This window comes from Flavobacterium sp. (assembly GCF_036405015.1).
Taxonomy (GTDB): Bacteria; Bacteroidota; Bacteroidia; order Flavobacteriales; family Flavobacteriaceae; genus Flavobacterium.
In genome coordinates this window covers 15,464-34,912 of sequence record NZ_DASWYK010000133.1, presented here as the reverse complement: position 1 = coordinate 34,912, position 19,449 = coordinate 15,464, and the positions used below count along the sequence as shown (strand labels likewise).

The following is a 19,449-nucleotide window of genomic DNA, read 5'->3' as shown; positions in this document are numbered from 1 at the left end:
GAGATGAAATGGCTTATACCTATTTAATTGACACCTATCATCATAAACTTTGTGTTTACGCTAACAGTCTGGTTAAGAATATTTACAGTGCAGAAGATATTGTGCAAAATGTTTTTATCAAAGTATGGGAACAGCGTACGAGATTGAAATCTGATCATTCTTTAAAAAGTTTTCTATACAAATTAACTTATAATGAGTTTATTGATTTGTACAGAAAAAATCAGTCCTTATTTTCCTTAGAAAAATCCTATTATGATGCTTTAAACGGAATTGTTCAAGAAGAAGATTCAGAAGCTTTTCAGAGAGTTTTAAATGCTGTGAATAAAGAAATTCAGAATCTACCTCCAAAATGCAAGGAAGTTTTTGTTTTGAGTAAAAAAGAAGGTTTGACCAATATTGAAATTGCAGAACATTTGGATGTTTCTATAAAAACTGTTGAGGCTCAAATCACAAAAGCTTTTTCTCTACTCCGCTCTTCATTGGAAGAAAAAGTGAAAAGTGTTTTGTTTCTATTATTTTCGGCTAAAAAAAAATTCAGACTAAATAATTTAATCTGAATTTTCCTTTTATTGTTTTAAAGTATTAACAAGTCCGATAACTTTCCTCTATTTTTCAAACACAATAGTAATCTTGCCTCTTGCTTCTACAGAGTCTTTTTTCTTGTTTCTTTTATATCAACTTGCTTCTTCCATTTTAATTCTTTCCTCTGCAAAATCTAAAACTGGCGTCTTCATATCATGGTACAAAAGTACTTTCCAATTTTCATCTTTTGCCTGCTGCTCCCATTTTTTACGAGATTCCATTGCACGCTTTCCGTCGAAATCTGTTTTATAGGCAACAGGAATTTTTAAATATCTTTTTTGAGGCAAATCATCTGCTCCATAAAAAACAATTTCGTTATCGGCCTTAATCCAAAATACTTGTTGAAACTTGGTATGTCCCGCTGTAACTTCAAAGTAAATTTCGTCGGTTATATGACCGCTGTCTTCATTTAATAATTCAACATTTGGTAATTTTTTCAGCTGATTTAATATTTCAGGAACATACGACGGATTTTGTAATTGTTCTAAAGCGAAATCTATTTCTCGTTCTTGAATGTAAATCTTCGTATTTGGGAAATTTTGAACGAATTGACCATTTTCAAAATAACCGATTCCTTCAATATGATCTTTATGAAGATGCGAAACCAGAATTTTGGTAATCTGCTGTGGTTCGATATTGTTTTTTCTAAGCATTTCGTAAATAAACGGAACTCCGTTATTGACAAATCCTAAACCGAAATCTATTAAAATAACATCATTATCTGTAATAACGACAAAAGGCTGAATGGCCATTTTTAAACCTAATTCGGTTGTATTCTCTTCTAAAAGCTGAAATTCTTTTTTTGAATTGACAATATAATTTCCTTCTTGTAAAGCTATAATTTCCATTTTGTTTTGCTTCTAATTTTACAACACAGCAAAGTTCTTAAGAATTTCTATATTTGTAAAACCTTATTTTTCGATAAAATCAATCGATAAAACCGATTTAGAAATGGAACTCAGACAGCTAAAATATTTTCTAAAGGCAAAAGAATTACTCAATTTTACCGAAGCTGCAACAGCACTTTTTATTAGCCAAAGCACTTTATCGCAACAAATTAAACAATTGGAAGACGAACTTCAGGTTCCTCTTTTTAATAGAATTGGAAAACGGATTACGCTCACAGAAGCGGGAGATTTATTTTCAGTGTACGCCCAACAATCAGTCAATAAAGCGACAGATGGATTTGAACTTTTAAAAGACCTGAACAATCTCGAAACTGGAAAAGTGGCTATTGGTGTTACTTATGCATTGCGCCATGTGGTGACAAAAGCTTTAATCGTTTTTAGTTCTGAATTTCCAAAAATTCAATTTGAGATTGTCTTTGGAACTTCGCAGGAATTAATTCAAAAACTAAATCATTTTGAACTAGATGTCATTCTAACTTTTGAAGAAATTGCTTCTGAAGCCCATTTCAAATATAGAGAATTGTTTACGTCTCCAATGGCTTTGGTGACCTCAGCCGAAACTTCTTTAAAAAATAAAAAAAGTATTTCGCTGAGCGAAGTTAGTTCTTTACCACTTGCACTTCCATCGAATGGTTTCAGTACAACCCAATTTATCAATAAGGCTTTTAAGAAAGACCGTCTCAATCCGAAAGTTACTATTGAAATCAATGATATTCCAACTTTATTAGAATTAATTAAAACAGGAAAATGGCATACAATCCTAACCAAAACAACAATTGAAAACGAAAAAGATTTACACGCCATTCCAATAAAAGGAGAAAATATGACTCGTACTGCAATGCTTATTTCTCTAAAAGAAGTTTATGAAAAAAAAGCGGTTATTGCATTTTTGAAAACACTTATGGATAATTTGAAATAATTTTTTCTTTTAAAAGCTTTGTCAAAGTTCGAAACTTTGACAAAGCTACTATCCGTTTAATTTTCAATACATAGAATCATAGATTTATAAAAAACATATAACGAAACTCGTTTCTAAAACATAAAACTATGTGCATTTAAACAAGCTTAACGCCTTTGTACTCAAAGAAAAGCTATGTTTCTATGTGTTAAATTTTTAGTTCAACTGTGCCTCAAAAGGCGAAGCAGGCAAATTTTCTTTGTTATATAAATTAGCCGTATCTGGATTATCTGCCCAAGCGTAACGAACCTTTATCGGATTTCTAATTTCATTATTCCAAATTATAATTTTATCGCCCTCAATGGTTGCTTTTGCCCAAACAAATTTTCCGTCCTGTCCTGCAATCGCAAAACCATTTAACGTATTACCACTTTTACTTATTAAACCCGAACCAATGTTATCAAAACTCAAAACAAGCTGATTTTCTTTTCTTTGCATTGATTTAAACAAAGGGCCTGAAGCAATTAATTTCTTTTCTCCGTAAACTAATTTTCTTGCCTGTAATGCCAATCTTCTTCCTACATCATATTTGTTTAAAGGATGAATATCATTCCATTCTCCTAAATCTATGGTAACTGCCAATCCTGTATTGTCAATTTTTAGCAGATTGGATTGCTGCTGTCTCAAAGCAGCCCAACTGCTTTCTACAGGTTCCAATTTCGGATCCATATAATTGGTTAATTGAACCACAAGAAATGGCAATTTTTCCTGATTTAACTGAGTACGCCATGTTTCAATTAAGGTTTTCATTAAATCAAAATATTCGGATGGCTTTTTGGTATTTGATTCGCCTTGATACCACAAAACTCCTTTTAATGAATATTTTTTTAAAGGCGCAATCATGGCATTATAAAGTCCGACTGGTTTCCAGCGCACAAATGTTTGTCCAGGAAGTGGTTGCATTTTTGAACCTAATTTGTATTTCCAGCTTCCTTTTAAATCGATTGTTTTATTATCGATAATTAGTTCATAAGGTTTGTCAGTTACAAAACCGCCTCTTCCAGAATTATTGATTACACGAACCGTAATTTCGTTTTTTCCTTCTTTTAAAATAGCACTGTTGAAAGAATAAATTCTTGGCGGATATTGATACGAAGTAGTTCCCACAAAATTTCCATTTACAAAAACTGAATCGGCATCGACAATTCTTCCTAAAATGATTTTTGCCTGATTTTCTTTAATCTTTTCCAGTGTAAATTCTTTTTTAAACCAAACCGAACCGTTTGTATTTCCGAGTTCACTATCGGCCCAGTAACCCGGAATATTCATTGTCTTCCAATCGGAAATATTAGTAGAATTTCTCCATTTATTTTTTAAACCCAAATCTGTTTGATTCAGCATTTTGTACCAATCTGAACTTACTTTTCGATCATTTTCATCGATTTGTTTTTCGAGTTTTCCGTCTTTAAATTTTAAATATTCCTGATAATAATCTGGAAACTTTTTAACTCCTTCTTCGTTAATCCATGATTCTGCTGGCGAACCACCCAAAGCACTATTAATTAGTCCAATTGGAATTTTATACTTTTCATAAATTTCTGTAGCGAAAAAATAACCAACACCCGTAAATTGTAAAACGCTGGCTGGATTTGCTGAAATCCATTCGCCTGACGAAAAATCATTTCTTTCTTTCTCAAAATAATATTCATCAGGAACTAAAAATTGTCTAATGTTGGGATTTTCAGATTTAGCAATAACTTCTTTGTATTTATCTTTTAGTCTGTCCATAGGAAGTTCCATATTCGATTGTCCCGAACACAGCCAAACGTCTCCGAAAAGAATATTTTTCAGAACAATTGTATTGCTCGCTTTTATAGTCATCTCAAATGGACCACCTGCTTTTTGTGATGGAAGTTGGATAGACCATTTTCCTTCTTCTGATGTTGTGGTTTTGTATTTTTTTCCTTTAAAATCCAGTTCAACATTCTCATTTGGCGATGCCCATCCCCAAATATTGACTTTGGTGTCGCGCTGTAAAACCATTCCGTCACTGATTAATCTCGGAAGTTTTATTTGAGCATTGATGCTAAGGGTTATTAGAAAAACTATTAATACTTTCTTCATTGTAGTTTATTTTTTGCAATTTTTTTTCGCCACGAATTCACGAATTTTTTTATTCATTACTTTATCTCTAAAAATCTAATTTCACAAATTAAATTCGTTTAATTTGAATAATTAACCACAAAGTAGGCATCAGAAAAATTAGTGAATTCGTGGCAGAAAAAAATCCTATTCATAAGTATATAATTTTATTTTTTGGATTTCGTAATCCCCCACTGAAATTCGTAAATGTCTTCCTTGATGGGTTTGATCTCCATTGAAATGTCTGATGGTTTTCCATTTTTCATTTTCAAATATTCCTTGATCTGTTTTTAGAATTCCAGCGTTTAGTTTTTCTTTTAAAGACTTAAAGGTTACTACAATTCCAGAACCGGCAATATAAAATTCGTCTTTTGCAATTTCTATAATAATAGCACTCGACATGGGCCAAGAATCTGCTTTTGCTCCGTCAGACCAATTTAAGGTATAATCGTGTTTAAATGTAAATTCATAATCACCCATTTTTATAATTTGTGTATTATTTTCTTTGTCTACTAAAACGCCATCGATTTTTCCTTGTCCTTTATTAGCTTCAATAGTTGGAGTTAATTGTTTTACCAAATCATAGATTTTACCAAGTGGTTCTTTTTTAGCATCAGCAACAGATTCTATCGAAAATGGCGAAAACCCAATGGCTTCATAATGTCCGATGGCATATAAGCCTTTGAAAGGTGCTGTTTCATCAAAACGGTGTTCTGGAATAAATAATGGATCACCCTGACGAGTAAATAAATCATTCCATTGTTTAAAAGACGGATTATAAAAATCCGGAGCCAAAAAGTCGATCGAATTTCCCGCTGCTTTCCAAACGTCCATAATGTGGGGCAACGGTCCCGCACTTGGATATTGTCCTGGCTTTTTTTCTGGTGCATTTAAAGCCGCATTGACAAACATCGGAATTGGATAAACGTCTTTTCCTGCTTTGGCAATTTGATTGGTAAATTTTGAAAAATACCAAGCCATAAAAATTTCATCAGTATGTAATCCTTTCCCAAAAATTTGTTCCCAATTTCCAGAAGTTTTAAATCCGTTTTTTTTCCAGATTTCAAAAAATTCGGGAACTAGATTTTGTTTGTTTTTTTGTACATATTGAATCAATTCTTTTGGAACTTCTTTTTGAAAAGCTTCATTTGCCAAAGTATGATAATCACGAGCTGTCGGCAACATTCCGATTTCATTTTCAACCTGAATCATGATAACGGTCTGTTCTTTTTGATCAAAATCTTTAATGTGAGTCATCAGTTTCTTAAAAGCATTTAAATCAGCTTGCAGATTATTTTCGCTAAAAAGCGTTAAGATTTCATGACTTTTGTTTTTATCATCTTTAACTCTTGGATATTTTTTCTGATTTAATTTTACCCAAGCTGGAGCGTGACTAGACATACTGTTTTTCCATGATCCAAACCATAGAAAAACCAATTTTAAATTTTCTTTTCTTGCTCTTAAAATTAAATCATCTACTAATTTAAAATCAAATTTTCCTTCTTCTGGTTCTATCAATTCCCAATAAACAGGTGTTAGAACGGTATTCAGGTTCATGTCTGTTAACTTTGTCCAAATCGTTTCCATGCTTTCCATACTGGTTGCAGAAGAATTTCCTAATTCTCCCCCGCGTATCAAAAATGGCTTCTGATTTACGACTAATTGGGTTTTATTCCCTTTTTTTTGAAGATGAGGTAGGTTTTGACTCCAGATAAATTGTGTTGCCAAAATTGTGATTAAAAGAAATGTATTTTTTAGAATAGTAAACATATTTTTTATTTTAATCTGTTTGTATCTGCTTTAATCTTTTTAAATCTGCGTAAAAATCTATATGTAAAAAGTATTTCACGCAGATCTGCGCAGATTTTAGCAGATTAAATTAGATTTTATTTGTTAATTCAAAAACTTTTCCTTCTGTTCCATTCAACGGGTTACAACTAAACAAAGCAGCTTTGTCAAAGTTTAAAACCTTGACAAAGCTTTTCTGAAACTCAACAGTTTTTTAAACTATTTACGGTTTTACTAACTCACCCGAGAATCCTAAACTTACATCTTTTCCTGCAAGCCCGTCTGCAGTACCTTTGTAAGCATGCTTACGAACATAATTGGCATCCCAAAGGTTAGGGGATTCATTTGGAAGCCAATATTCATGTTCTTTGGCGTTATCAGAAACGCCCCAAATTGTGATACCATATTGCTGTGCTACAGGAATGTATTTTTTGTACATATCGATTACGTATTGATACATTTCTGCCTGTGATGCTTGTTGTGCAACTGTTGGTGTTGCCGTTCCTAATCTTACGTCTAACTCCGAAATTTTAATTAGTTTTCCTGATGCCGCTAATTTTTGGAACATCTGAACAATTTTATCTTTATCTGTAGTTAAACCAATATGCATTTGTGTTCCGATTCCGTCAACTTTAGCGCCTTGACTTTCAATATATTTCACATATTCGATAATTCCGTCACATTTATCTAATCTTGATTCCAGATTATAATCATTAATGAAAAGTTTGTCTGTAGCATTTCCGTATTGACGTGCCAATTTGAATGCTTTTACAGCGTAATCTTTTCCAAGATATTTCACCCATGAGAAATAATCCGATGCCGTATCTCCTTCTGTACCGTTTCTTAAAGTTCCATCTTCTTTCATTGGTTCATTTACCACATCCCATGCAAAAACGCCTGTTTTATAATGTGTCATCATTTTAGAAATCCAATCGGTCATCGCATCACCTATAATCTTTGTTTTTTCTGCATCTGTTTTTTCGATTGTGATTGGAGCTGTAGCACCACCTCCAGAAGAAGTTCCGTCTGTTACTAAAACATTGTCAATATAATAAGTTCCTGCCGCACCGCCTAAATCGAAACCAAAACCTGTTTCGCCACCTTTTGCCGTGATTTTCCATTCAATTAATTTCCAAGTTGTAGAAGTAGCCTGATCACCTTGATAACTTGCTAAACTTGATGGAGTTGTTGAACATCTTACAGAACCTGCAGCCTCAGAACGAATCATGTAAGAAATCGTATAACTTTTTCCAGCTACCAATGCAGAAGTAAAAGTGGTTTGAATTTGAGTTTTCCATTGATTTGATGCATCAGATGTAGCATTTACTACTTTCATAGCGCCGCTTCCCTCATAAACATTTGCAGCTCCTGTTGCAGCACTTAAAGCATCTGCAGCTCCATTGGCTCTGGTCCATCCTGTTATTCCAGAATTAAATGTTCCGTTAGCAACTAAGTTTACAGGTCCTGTAGCCGCATCCAAATCAACAACTGCCAAAGTATTAGCATCTATTAAATACGTTACGTTTGGAAGATATCCTAAATCTAAATTAAACTGAAACGCGGTACTCCCTGTTTTAAAATCTCCTGGCACTAATTTAATTTTAACCTGCTGCCAAGATGAGGTTGTAGCAAAAGCTTCTCCATTGTTCCCATTATTGTACCAATCTTTATAAGGATATTGATTGTTTAAAGTGTTTCCGAAAGAAATACGTCCTTTTCCTGCTATATCTGACTTAATATAAAATGAAACTTCATAATTATGTCCCGTCACAATTGGTACGTTTGGAGATGTAAGCTGTAAATTGTACGCTTGAGAAGAAGTTGCACTAGATGCCAATTGAATCGCTGGAGAAGTACTAGTCAATCCTGCATTTGCAACCGTTGTGATTCCTTTGCCTGGATTATTTCTTGCCCAGCCTGTAAATGTTCCATTTTTAAGAGGAGCTAAATCTAAAACATTTGTTCCACTTGAACCTGGAATTACTGTTGGTGCAATAATCCCATTCAAATAACTTGCATTTTGATTAGAATGCCAAATTAAAGTATGTCCAAAAACTGTTAATCCGGCGCTTTTTGTTGCTGCAATGAAAGCATCTACATTCGTAAAATTAATTTCTCCTTTGGAATTTACCATTGCAGCATGTTTCATTTCGTAACCTGGTGTAACCTCATCAAAGTTTTCGTTTACGATTTTTCTATAAGCTGCATCACTCATGTATAAACTGATTCCGATTCCGTTTCCTAAAACAAAATCTGAATAATTTTTTAATGGCTCATAACGGCTAATTTTTTCTACTAAAGCTAAAGGAAGTTCTGCTCCTGTTACAGCTCCGTGTTCTGGGTCTTTTTTCCACTCCATCAAATTATCATCGCAGGATGATAAAATCATTAATGATGAAGCAATTATTGGTATAATATATTTTGATTTCATTTTGTGGTGGTTGAGTTAGTTAAAATCATTGTAAACTGGTGTATCCAATGGTACAATTCTCCAGTTGTCTGTATACACTTTTACAGAAGTTGCTTTTGAAGGAAATTCTACTTCGCTTGCAGTACCTAGAACGTCTTTCATTTTTACATCTGCATTTTCGAACCAAATCCCAAAGTTTTGATAAGTTGCCGTTTCACGATACGTCAAAACAGTTTCAAACGTAGCAGCTTCTTTAGACCATTGATAAAACTTATTCAATGGAATTGTAATTGTTGTCCATCCAGTAGTTTGAAAAGCGACAGATTTTCCATCAACAAGCCACGGAATGTAATTGTAAACTCCGCCAGACCATGTTCCTGCATTAAAATTATTGATGGTACATATTTTTAAATATCCAGAATCTTTCCAAGCATCTGGAACATAGATATCAAATTGAAATGCTACTTTGTCAAGTGGTGTCGTTGCCGGAATATAAGGTGTTAATTGTGCTCTCCAGTTATCAACACCAGTTCCTCCTGTCCAAACTTCTGTAGCTCTTCCTGTTGCTGCTGCGATTGATGTGAGACGAGAGGGACGATGCGGTACATATTTGCCATGAGAAATATTTCCAGTTCCTATAGAAGCCGATTCTATATCAGTTCCCAAAATCATTCCTGTAGCTGGCGGTGTTCCCCAAAAACTGTGTTGTCCTATTCCGTCAAAATCTAAAATAATTCCTTTTTTGAAATTGAAATATTTTGGAGAATAAACTCCTCCATTTGATGTTTCTGCATAGATTGATCCGCCTAAATCTGAAATTCCGGCTGGTACTACAACAGTAAACATTTCACCATCTTCATCTGAAGTAATTCCAGATGTAACCTCTACATTTCCTGGAAAAATTACTTTACTAACTTCTGTCAGCCCCGTTCCATAAATTGTAATCTTTTCTCCTGCATTTGGAAGTGTATTGGAAATACTAGTAATAGCCGGTTTTCCAGCACGAATTTGAAATGGAAATGTTACTTCGTGAGAATCGTTTACAAAACGAATTGTATTTCGTACTGACGGATCTGCATCTGAAATTGGAGTATCTGCAGAAACGCTTACCAGCATTGAATTATTAGATACAAAAACCACATTAAAGTAAGTTGAATATCCATTAATGTACACTTTTTTCAAGCCTGTAAATCCTGAACCTTCGATACGTAATAATTGTCCTAATCGAGCAAAATTAACTTCACGATCTGGAACAGTTGAATTTACATCTTCTAAAAACACCTTTGTAATTGTAATTGTACCTCCTTCTGAATCATTATTATCACAAGAAGTAAACAGCATACCCAAAACCATCATACTTAAAAGTGCGATAGGTGCCCAATACTTTTTATTTAAAATATATTTCATATTTATGTCTTTAAGTTTTTTTATTTCTGAAACTAGAATAAGTCTTTAATTTTCTCTTCTTTAAACTCATATGGTACAGGATTTTCTCTTAATAACGGATTCTGAACTAATTCAGACTCCGGATAAGGAAGCGTGAAAATTGTAGCATCTATTACACCAATAGCTCGTGGACTCGTACTTTTTGAAGCATCTACAGTTACTGTATTTGTTGCTGTGTCATACAAAATTGGAGTGATAACTCCTCTGTTTTGTCCTGTTACATAATTAATTACTTCTTGTTGTTTGTAGTATGCTCTACGAACCAAATCGTACCAGTATTGCCCTTCCATACATAATTCTACTCTTCTTTCGTGAATAATATCAGCATAAGTCAAAGTAGTTTTTGGATCTAAACCTGCACGTGTGCGAAGTCTGTTTACAACCGAAATTGCTGTTGCATCTGCTGTAGAGGCATTATTTCCTAAAGCAGCTTCTGCATAATTTAAATAAACTTCTCCAAGACGTAACATGTAAGTATTTAAAGCAGAGTTCATACGAGTAATTTTAGCATTATCTTTTGTAGAACCTACAACTCCTTTTTTAACGGTTAAGAAATCATTTCCATGATCAACTGTATAACCTCCATTTGCTTTATTAATAGAGGCATAATGATCTTTGTTCCCCATCCAAGTTGCTTTACGACGAAGATCCTTTGACTCATATTCTTGCAAAACATTATAAGAAGCTCTTGTCCAATATCCCCAAGCGGCATCGTCTCCTGTAATATCAGAACCTAATGCAAAATAAGCTTGTTGGGTATTGTTTACTCCATAATCTCCGTTTGGAACCCATTGCAGTGCAAACATTGATTCGGTATTGTTATTATTGTCAATCATGAATAAATCTTCATAATTTGTCATTAAAGCGTATGGTCCAGAACTCATTACTTTTTCTGCCGCTTTTTTAGCTAAATCAAGATATGCTTGATTGCGAGTTCCGCTGTTTGGATTGTCGCTTACTCCTGAAAATGACAAGTAAACGCGAGACAGCATTCCGAATGCACTATATCTTGTTAAACGTCCTGCTTGACCAGCAGTTTCTGGAAGATATTTTGCTGCAAATTCTAAATCACGAATCGAGAATTCGTAAACATCTTTCATTGGATTTTTATTCACAATTGGATTTTTAACCAATTCTCTTGGGTCTGTTGAGATAATAACATCTCCCCATAAAGAAGCCAAATACCAATAGGCTGTTCCTCTCATAAAACGAGCTTCGGCAATGTATCTGTTTTTAATTGCATCATTTAATGTACTTCCTGAAATCCCAATAATCACATTATTTGATTGCTGTACCACATTATACAAAGATCCCCAAGCTGACACTAATGGTCCTGTTAATCCTGTTTCTGTTAAATCTGTAAATGGATACACATAATCTGAAAATGGAGCATACATATTTGCAGCGCGTCCGTCTCCTAGACCATAGTAAAATTTATCATTAAAATCGAACCATACTTTATTGTACAATGGTCCAGTTGCAGCCTGAAAATCAGACTCCGATTTATAAAAGTTTTCTTTTGTAATTACATCATTTGGTTCAACGTCTAAAATGTCGCTGCAACTCGTCCAAACAAATGGCAATGCAATAATTAAAGCCGTGTAAAATATTTTCTTTGTTTTCATTGTGCAGTTTTTAGAAATTAACATTTAATCCAATTGTTGTAACCATTGGCGAAGGATAACGTCCGTTATCGATGCCACTTAAAAGTAAGTTTTGATTGATTGAACCTACTTCTGGATCATATCCTTTGTATTTTGTAAAAGTCAAAACATTCTGCATATTCGAATAGACTTTTATATTTGAGATTCCGTATTTAGAATACAAATTTTTAGGAAGATTATAACCAATTGAAATGTTTTTAAGCCTTACATAAGAACCATCTTCTACAAATCGGTTACTCAAACGATAATTTGAAGCTGACGAAGCTGATGAAGCTCCAATTCTTGGCATATAAGGATCTCCGCCTACAATTTGCACATTTCGATAGTCATTTGGTCCAGTTGGGTCGATTAATTCCAATTGTGCATAACCTAAAGCCGATTTCAATAAGTTTGTATTTTCACGCGGATTTTCTAGCCATCTTCTTTGATAGTTTAAAACGTCATTCCCATAAGAACCAGTAAATAAAATACTCACATCAAATCCTTTAAATGAGAAACTATTATTTAAACCAAAAGTAAAATCAGGATTTGGATTTCCAATGTAACTTGCATCTTTCTCATTGATTACACCATCTTTATTGACATCTTCAAACATGTAATCTCCAATCCAAACTCCATTTTCTCCAATTACCATTCCTTCTGGTAATGCTGTTGGTTTTACAGTTCCATTGGCATCTTTATAATAGAAATCTGTAGCTTTTTCAAAACGTCCGATTACTTTGTACCCATAAAATTGCCCGATTGGCTGACCAACTGCAGAACGAGTCACTACAGTTACATCAGAACCTTGTTGTAATGTCTGATCGTAAACTCCAGATTCGGTGTTTAATTTTAATACTTTAACTCTGTTTAATGTGAAATTTAAACTGGATTTCCATAAAAAATCAGGTCTTTCCATATTTATCGTATTGATCACAAACTCTAAACCTTTATTTTCTAAAGATCCAATATTGGCATAAGGCGGTGCTGTAGAACCTTGTCCTGTTGTTCCTACATAAGCAGGAAGTGATAATCTTAGTAATAAATCGTCTGTTTTCTTGTAATAAGCATCAGCTGTAATTTCAAGTCTATTATTGAAGAAACCAAGATCTAAACCAATATTAGTGGAGTTTGTTCTTTCCCATTTCAAATCGGGATTAGCTGTATTAGTTGCAATTTGACCGCTTCCCCAGTTTGTTGCAGAAGTACCATAAACAGAAGTATACGCATTGTTTGGCACAGATGAGTTACCTACAACTCCCCAACCAGCACGTAATTTCAAATTATTAACCGTTGGATTATCTTTTAAGAAACTTTCATTTGAAATTTTCCATGCCAAAGCTGCAGATGGAAACCAATCCCATTTATTACCCTCAGCAAATTGAGAAGATCCGTCTCTTCTGATTGTTCCTGTTAAAAAATACCTATCATCAAAAGAATAAGTTCCTCTTGCAAAATAAGAGCTTAAAGCACTTGTAACACTTGCATTTGAGTTTCTAGCCGTTGTTGGATCTCCAGCATTTAAGTCTGTTGCTCCATTTGTCAAATAGCCTGAACGATAACCATAAAGATTTTCCCAGTTTCTTTCTTGAAGCTCTTGAGCTAACATGGCAGTAACATTATGTTTTCCAAATGCTTTGTTATAAGTCAAAACATTATTCCAAATCCAGTTTTCGCTTGTAGATTTTGTTCTGCTTCCTTCTCTAACTTCATTTGATAATGCTCCAAAAGTATAAGATGGATTAAAAGTATATCTGTTTCCAAATCCGTAATCTATAGAATATTGAGTTTTAAGTTTTAAATCTTTTGTAAAACTAATTTCAGCGTAAGCATTTCCTCTAAAACCATAATCTTTTCCATAATTATCTTTTAAAATAGCGATTCCTAGCGGATTGGTTTGAACAAATTCTGTTGTATCTGGACCATCAAAAGTTCCGTCAGCATTTCTTGCCGCAACGTTTGGAGTTTGCTTTAAAGCAGTTAAAATAACCGAATCATCATTTACCGTTGTTACCTGATTGGTTTTAAAAACGTTCATGTTTACACCAACTTTAAACCATTTTTTTACTTGAGAATCAATTACACCACGAAGATTCAAACGGTCAAAAGAAGATCCGATTACAGTTCCTTCTTGATCAAAATAAGACATTCCTAATGCATAAGTTGTATTATCAGAACCTCCAGAAGCAGACAAATTATAGCTTTGAATCAAACCAACTTGAAATAATTCGTCTTGCCAATTTGTTCCTTCGCCCAATAAATCAGGTCTGATAAAAGTATTGTCACGCTGTACAATCCCTAAATCTGCGCGAGTGTTTTTTAAAGTTCCGTACTCTCTTAAATTAAGAACTTGAAGCTCTTTTGGCATTTGTTGCCAACCGATATAACTATCAAAATTTAAAGTTAAATCTCCTTTTCTACCGGTTTTAGTAGTTACCATAATTACACCATTTGCAGCTCTAGAACCATAAATTGCAGTTGCAGATGCATCTTTTAAAATATCAATAGAAGCAATATCATTTGGGTTAATTCCGGCAAGCGGATTTATATTTAAAGATCCCGAGTTACCATCTATAATAACACCATCGATTACATAAATTGGTTCATTTGATCCCGTAATCGAACTGATACCACGAATACGTACAGAAGAACTACCTCCAGGTGTACCACTATTTTGCTGAATTTGCACCCCAGCAGCACGGCCTTGTAAAACCTGATCTATAGTTGTTGCAACAGACTGAGTTATGGCAGCGCTGGTCACAGTTGAAACTGCTCCCGTCAAATCTGCTCTTTTTGCCGTTCCGTATCCAATAACAACAACTTCTTTCAAGTCATTTAAATCTTCTTCTAATAAAGCATCAATTTTAGTTTTATTATTTACCGCAATTTCATGTGGTTTATATCCGATAAAGCTAAAGACCAAAGTACCATTAGCAGGAACAGATTGAAGTGTATAAGTTCCGTCGAAATTAGAAACTGTGCTTGTTTTAGTTCCTTTCACAAAAATGTTAACTCCTGGTATTGGTCCACTACTATCAGATATAGTACCTGAAACAGTAATTTGTGCATTTACTGCAGCAGAAAATACCAGCATCAGGATCATGAATCCTAAATTCTTAAAGTATTTTGATCTGCTTTTAGTAATTAAAAAGTTAGTCATAAATAATTGGTTTAATTAGTTAATAGTATGGTTTAGTTAGTTTCTTGTTTACTGAATTACGAATCATTAAATTTTAACAAATAAGTAACTTATAGTCAAAACAAATATATACAAAAAACAACAACACACAATCGGTTGCGTTAATTTTTTTTGTCAATTTCAAAAAAACACAGTCCTAAAAAAACATTTAACTTATTAATTTTTACAAAACTTTAAATAATTATCAAAAACAATATTCAGTACAACGAAAACGTTAGAGATAATAAATAGATTAACTCAATATCTTAAAAAAACCATAAAAAGTTAAATTTTGCTATTTAGTTTAAATTGACTAAAACGTTATAGTAAAAAGAGGATATTAGCATTAGAATCAAATTCAATTACATTCCTTATAAAATGAGGCTTTCAGGCACTTTCTAACTAAAAATCAAGCAACTAAACCCTAAACAATATATTTCTTACAAAACATTAAAAGAAACAATCGGTTGCTTTTATTTCATAAAAAAACTCCCTTACAAATAGCTGTAAGGGAGTTTTATAATATAAAAATGAGAAATAAAAAAACTATAAATTCATCTTTTTAGCATCTTCAACAAATTGCTTTAATCCGATATCTGTTAAAGGATGTTTTAAAAGACCTTTAATCGCAGAAAGTGGTCCAGTCATTACATCTGATCCAATTTTTGCACAATTGATAATATGCATCGTATGCCTAACAGAAGCTGATAATATTTGTGTTTGATAATTGTAATTATCGTAGATTTCTCTGATTTCTGAAATCAAATGCATTCCATCAGTTGAAACATCATCTAAACGTCCTAAAAACGGAGAAACATAAGTTGCCCCAGCTTTAGCTGCTAATAATGCCTGACCAGCCGAAAAAACTAAGGTTACATTGGTACGAATCCCTTTTGAAGAAAAATATTTACAAGCTTTTACACCATCGCCAATCATGGGTAATTTCACCACAATCTGCGGATGCAAAGCAGCCAATTCTTCTCCTTCTCTTACCATTCCTTCATAGTTCGTTGAGATTACCTCAGCCGAAACGTCGCCATCAACAATATTACAGATAGCCAGATAATGATTTAAGATATTTTGTTTTCCTGTAATTCCTTCTTTTGCCATTAAAGACGGATTGGTGGTTACACCGTCTAAAACACCCAAAGCCTGTGCTTCTTCAATATCCTGAAGATTGGCAGTGTCAATAAAAAATTTCATGTTTTTTGTTTTTGGTTAATAAATATTTTGCGTAAAAAAAAACTTTGTCAAAGTTTAAAACTTTAACAAAGTTCCTAATGTATTCTAGCGAGAAAAAATGTGCATTTCGATCGATTCTGCTCTTCAAAAAACCTTCAATAAAAATTTAACTCACACTTAATTCTTATCAAACTAACTTCAATTTTCACCTTTCAAACAAAAAGAAAATAGTAACTAAACTTTCAATCTATTCTCTCCTATTCAAAAGCAAAAAAAGAGGTCATTATCTGCATACACATTTCTCAATTTTATCTAAAATCATTTTTAACGCTCTAAGACTATCACATTAAAATTGAAAATGTTTTTTAGATATTTTCTCTCACTAAATATTTTGTAGAAACCTAACAGGTTTTAAAAACCTGTTAGGTTTAGTATGTTTAAAATCTTACCAATTAAATGTATTGGTTAATGATGTTTTCAAACAATTCTTGTTTACCGCTTTGAAGATTTAATTCTCCATTTTCGTGAGCGATAGTATAAAGATCTTTAAGACCTAATTTTCCATCAGCAAAATCTTTACCTTTTCCAGAATCGAATGAGCTATATCTTTCTTTTCTTAATTTCTCGTATGGAGAAGAAGAAATGATTTTATCAGCTGTCAATAAAGCTCTTGCAAAAGTGTCAGCTCCACCAATGTGTGCTAAGAAAACATCTTCTAAGTCTGTAGAGTTTCTTCTGATTTTAGCATCAAAGTTAACTCCTCCACCTTGCAATCCGCCAGCTTTTAAGAAAACCAACATTGCTTCAGTAGTTTCTTGAATGTTATTTGGAAATTGATCTGTATCCCATCCGTTTTGGTAATCTCCTCTGTTTGCGTCGATACTTCCTAACATTCCAGCTTTTGCAGCCACTTCTAATTCGTGTTGGAAAGTATGTTGTGCCAAAGTAGCGTGGTTTACCTCGATATTGATTTTGAAATCTTTGTCTAAACCGTATTGTTTTAAGAAACCAATTGCAGTTGCAGAGTCAAAATCGTATTGGTGTTTAGATGGTTCCATTGGTTTTGGCTCAATGAAGAAAGTTCCTTTAAAACCTTGCGCTCTTGCGTAGTCTCTAGACATTGCTAAAAATTGCGCCATATGGTCTAATTCCCTTCCCATATCTGTGTTTAGCAAAGACATATAACCTTCTCTACCACCCCAGAATACGTAGTTTTCTCCACCTAAAGCGATAGTTGCATCCAAAGCTAATTTTACTTGCCCTCCAGCTCTTGCCACAACATTAAAATCAGGATTTGTAGCCGCTCCGTTCATGAATCTTGGGTTTGAGAAACAGTTTGAAGTTCCCCAAAGCAATTTAATTCCAGATTCTGCTTTTTTCTGTTTTAAGTAATCTGTAATGAAAGCCAAACGTTTTTCTGATTCTGCGAAAGTTGGTCCTTCATTGATCAAATCGTAATCGTGGAAACAGAAATAATCGAATCCCATTTTGCTGATGAATTCAAAAGCAGCATCTGCTTTATCTTTAGCCGCTTGATACGGATCTGATGAAGCATCCCAAGCAAAATTTTGAGTTCCAGGTCCGAATGGATCGCTACCTTGTCCGCAGAAAGTATGCCAGTAAGCGATAGCAAATTTAAAGTGCTCACGCATTGTTTTTCCAGCTACAACTTGGTCTGGATTGTAATATTTAAATGCCAACGGATTGTCAGATTCTTTTCCTTCAAACTTAATTTGGCCAATACCTTTGTAGTATTCTTTATCTCCTAAAACTATCATTTGTTCTCTTATTTATTTTGTTAATATTAATTCTAATTCTTGTTTCCATTTGTTATAAGCCGTTTCATATTCCTCTTTGTTTTTTAGAGGTAAAAAGGTCATTACGTGATCGTTTGTTGTAATTCCTGAACCAAACTTTTCAAAATCGCCATCTGTCAAGCCAACTGCTCTCGCCGCTCCTACTGCTCCAGTTGTATTGTAAATTTCGATTTCGTGACCAATTAAGGTTGCAACTGTATTCGAGAAAATCTCAGAACGGAAAAGATTATCATTTCCAGCTCTAATGACATTAATCGTTGCATTATCATCTTTCAAACATTCCATTCCGTACACAAACGAAAATGCAATTGCTTCCAAAGAAGCTCTGAATAAATGTGCATTGGTATGAATATTAAAATTCAGGTTTAAAATATGAGATCCAATGTTTTTGTTATTGAACATTCTTTCGGCACCATTTCCAAACGGAATCACAACCAATCCTTGTGAACCTACATTGATCTGAGATGCTTTTTCATTCATTTCTTCGTACGACTCATTTCCTATATTGTTTCGCATCCATCGGTATTGAATTCCCGCACCGTTTATATTCAATAGTTTTCCAACTCTCGGATTCGATTCTGTATAATTTACATGAACAAAGTTGTTCACACGAGTACTTTTTCCTGAATTTGTTTCGGTAACCGCATAAAAAACACCAGAAGTTCCACCTGTTGCAGCCACTTCGCCTGGACGAAGAACATTTAATGACAAAGCATTATTCGGCTGATCTCCCGCTCTGTACACAATCGGAATTCCCGCAGGAAGTCCAGATTCTTGCGAAGCTTTCTCCGTAACAACTCCTTGATTCGTAAAATTCTCTACAATTTTTGGCGTCAACGACTGATCGATTCCGTAGTAATCCAAAAGCCAATCTGCTACTTTATTTTCTTTATAATCCCAAAGCATTCCTTCAGACAAACCGTTTTTGGTTGTCGTTACTTCGCCTGTCAATTTCAAAGCGATGTAATCTCCCGGAAGCATGTATTTATCAATTTTGTTATAAACTGCTGGTTCGTTTTCTTTAACCCATTTTAGCTTAGAAGCAGTGAAATTTCCTGGCGAATTCAATAAATGCGACATGCATTTTTCTTCTCCAATTTCGGCGAAAGCTTTATTTCCAATTTCAACCGCACGGCTATCACACCAAATAATTGAATTACGCAACGGAGCGCCTTGTTTATCTACAATTACCAATCCGTGCATTTGGTACGAAATACCAATTCCTTGAATTTTAGAAGCATCAATATTAGCCTCTTTAATTGCTCTTTTTGTTGCCGTACAAATGTATTGCCACCACATTTCAGGATCCTGTTCTGCCCAATCTGGATGAATCGAAAGAATTTCCATTTCGTTTTGAGGCTCATTCAGTACAATGATTTTTTTGCCTGTTTCCGCTTCTACCAAGGCTGCCTTGACAGAAGAACTTCCAATATCATAACCGATATAATACATAAC

Annotated in this window: 12 protein-coding genes; 2 read left to right on the top strand and 10 right to left on the bottom strand. The window is 33.9% G+C overall.

What is annotated here, in order from left to right; genetic code table 11:
* Positions 1-557, top strand: a 557-nt coding sequence (locus tag VGE71_RS10270; protein ID WP_331138251.1) for an RNA polymerase sigma-70 factor, incomplete at its 5' end; no start/stop codon positions are given.
* A 117-nt stretch (positions 558-674) separates the two neighbouring features.
* On the opposite strand, the gene VGE71_RS10265 is transcribed toward VGE71_RS10270, so the two are convergent.
* Positions 675-1,430 carry an MBL fold metallo-hydrolase gene (locus VGE71_RS10265; protein ID WP_331138250.1) on the bottom strand — a complete coding sequence of 252 codons (756 nt, stop codon included), beginning with the start codon at positions 1,428-1,430 and terminating at the stop codon, positions 675-677.
* A gap of 103 nt (positions 1,431-1,533) precedes the next feature.
* On the opposite strand from VGE71_RS10265, the gene VGE71_RS10260 reads away from it, so the two are divergent.
* Entirely contained in the window at positions 1,534-2,409 is an 876-nt protein-coding gene (locus VGE71_RS10260) for a LysR substrate-binding domain-containing protein (protein ID WP_331138249.1), read from the top strand.
* A 195-nt stretch (positions 2,410-2,604) separates the two neighbouring features.
* On the opposite strand, the gene VGE71_RS10255 is transcribed toward VGE71_RS10260, so the two are convergent.
* The 9 genes from VGE71_RS10255 to VGE71_RS10215 all read right to left on the bottom strand — a co-directional run bounded on the left by VGE71_RS10255 (position 2,605) and on the right by VGE71_RS10215 (position 19,446).
* Positions 2,605-4,512, bottom strand: a complete 1,908-nt coding sequence (locus VGE71_RS10255; RefSeq protein ID WP_331138248.1) for a sialate O-acetylesterase — start codon at positions 4,510-4,512, stop codon at positions 2,605-2,607.
* A 165-nt stretch (positions 4,513-4,677) separates the two neighbouring features.
* A complete protein-coding gene (locus VGE71_RS10250) occupies positions 4,678-6,300 on the bottom strand; it encodes a DUF5597 domain-containing protein (protein WP_331138247.1) in 1,623 nt (540 codons plus the stop codon).
* Positions 6,301-6,541: 241 nt separating this feature from the next.
* Complete coding sequence (locus VGE71_RS10245) at positions 6,542-8,749, bottom strand: endo-1,4-beta-xylanase (protein ID WP_331138246.1); 2,208 nt, start codon at positions 8,747-8,749, stop codon at positions 6,542-6,544.
* A gap of 15 nt (positions 8,750-8,764) precedes the next feature.
* Complete coding sequence (locus tag VGE71_RS10240) at positions 8,765-10,135, bottom strand: glycan-binding surface protein (RefSeq protein WP_331138245.1); 1,371 nt, start codon at positions 10,133-10,135, stop codon at positions 8,765-8,767.
* A 32-nt stretch (positions 10,136-10,167) separates the two neighbouring features.
* Positions 10,168-11,799, bottom strand: coding sequence for a RagB/SusD family nutrient uptake outer membrane protein (locus VGE71_RS10235; RefSeq protein ID WP_331138244.1), 1,632 nt, complete (start codon positions 11,797-11,799; stop codon positions 10,168-10,170).
* Between the two features lie 10 nt (positions 11,800-11,809).
* Positions 11,810-14,977 carry a TonB-dependent receptor gene (locus tag VGE71_RS10230; RefSeq protein WP_331138243.1) on the bottom strand — a complete coding sequence of 1,056 codons (3,168 nt, stop codon included), beginning with the start codon at positions 14,975-14,977 and terminating at the stop codon, positions 11,810-11,812.
* A gap of 564 nt (positions 14,978-15,541) precedes the next feature.
* Positions 15,542-16,198 carry a fructose-6-phosphate aldolase gene (fsa, locus tag VGE71_RS10225; protein ID WP_331138242.1) on the bottom strand — a complete coding sequence of 219 codons (657 nt, stop codon included), beginning with the start codon at positions 16,196-16,198 and terminating at the stop codon, positions 15,542-15,544.
* Between the two features lie 431 nt (positions 16,199-16,629).
* On the bottom strand, positions 16,630-17,955 hold the full coding sequence (xylA, locus tag VGE71_RS10220; protein ID WP_331138241.1) for a xylose isomerase: 1,326 nt from the start codon (positions 17,953-17,955) through the stop codon (positions 16,630-16,632).
* A 12-nt stretch (positions 17,956-17,967) separates the two neighbouring features.
* Positions 17,968-19,446: a xylulokinase gene (locus tag VGE71_RS10215; RefSeq protein ID WP_331138240.1), complete on the bottom strand. Its 1,479-nt coding sequence runs from the start codon at positions 19,444-19,446 to the stop codon at positions 17,968-17,970.
* Between the last annotated feature and the right edge of the window lie 3 nt (positions 19,447-19,449).

Excerpts from the sequence above, each read along its gene's own strand:
- VGE71_RS10265 (WP_331138250.1), bottom strand. The coding sequence starts at position 1,430 with ATGGAAATTATAGCTTTACAAGAAGGAAATTATATTGTCAATTCAAAA.
- VGE71_RS10260 (WP_331138249.1), top strand. The coding sequence starts at position 1,534 with ATGGAACTCAGACAGCTAAAATATTTTCTAAAGGCAAAAGAATTACTC.
- VGE71_RS10255 (WP_331138248.1), bottom strand. The coding sequence starts at position 4,512 with ATGAAGAAAGTATTAATAGTTTTTCTAATAACCCTTAGCATCAATGCT.
- VGE71_RS10250 (WP_331138247.1), bottom strand. The coding sequence starts at position 6,300 with ATGTTTACTATTCTAAAAAATACATTTCTTTTAATCACAATTTTGGCA.
- VGE71_RS10245 (WP_331138246.1), bottom strand. The coding sequence starts at position 8,749 with ATGAAATCAAAATATATTATACCAATAATTGCTTCATCATTAATGATT.
- VGE71_RS10240 (WP_331138245.1), bottom strand. The coding sequence starts at position 10,135 with ATGAAATATATTTTAAATAAAAAGTATTGGGCACCTATCGCACTTTTA.
- VGE71_RS10235 (WP_331138244.1), bottom strand. The coding sequence starts at position 11,799 with ATGAAAACAAAGAAAATATTTTACACGGCTTTAATTATTGCATTGCCA.
- VGE71_RS10230 (WP_331138243.1), bottom strand. The coding sequence starts at position 14,977 with ATGACTAACTTTTTAATTACTAAAAGCAGATCAAAATACTTTAAGAAT.
- fsa (WP_331138242.1), bottom strand. The coding sequence starts at position 16,198 with ATGAAATTTTTTATTGACACTGCCAATCTTCAGGATATTGAAGAAGCA.
- xylA (WP_331138241.1), bottom strand. The coding sequence starts at position 17,955 with ATGATAGTTTTAGGAGATAAAGAATACTACAAAGGTATTGGCCAAATT.
- VGE71_RS10215 (WP_331138240.1), bottom strand. The coding sequence starts at position 19,446 with ATGTATTATATCGGTTATGATATTGGAAGTTCTTCTGTCAAGGCAGCC.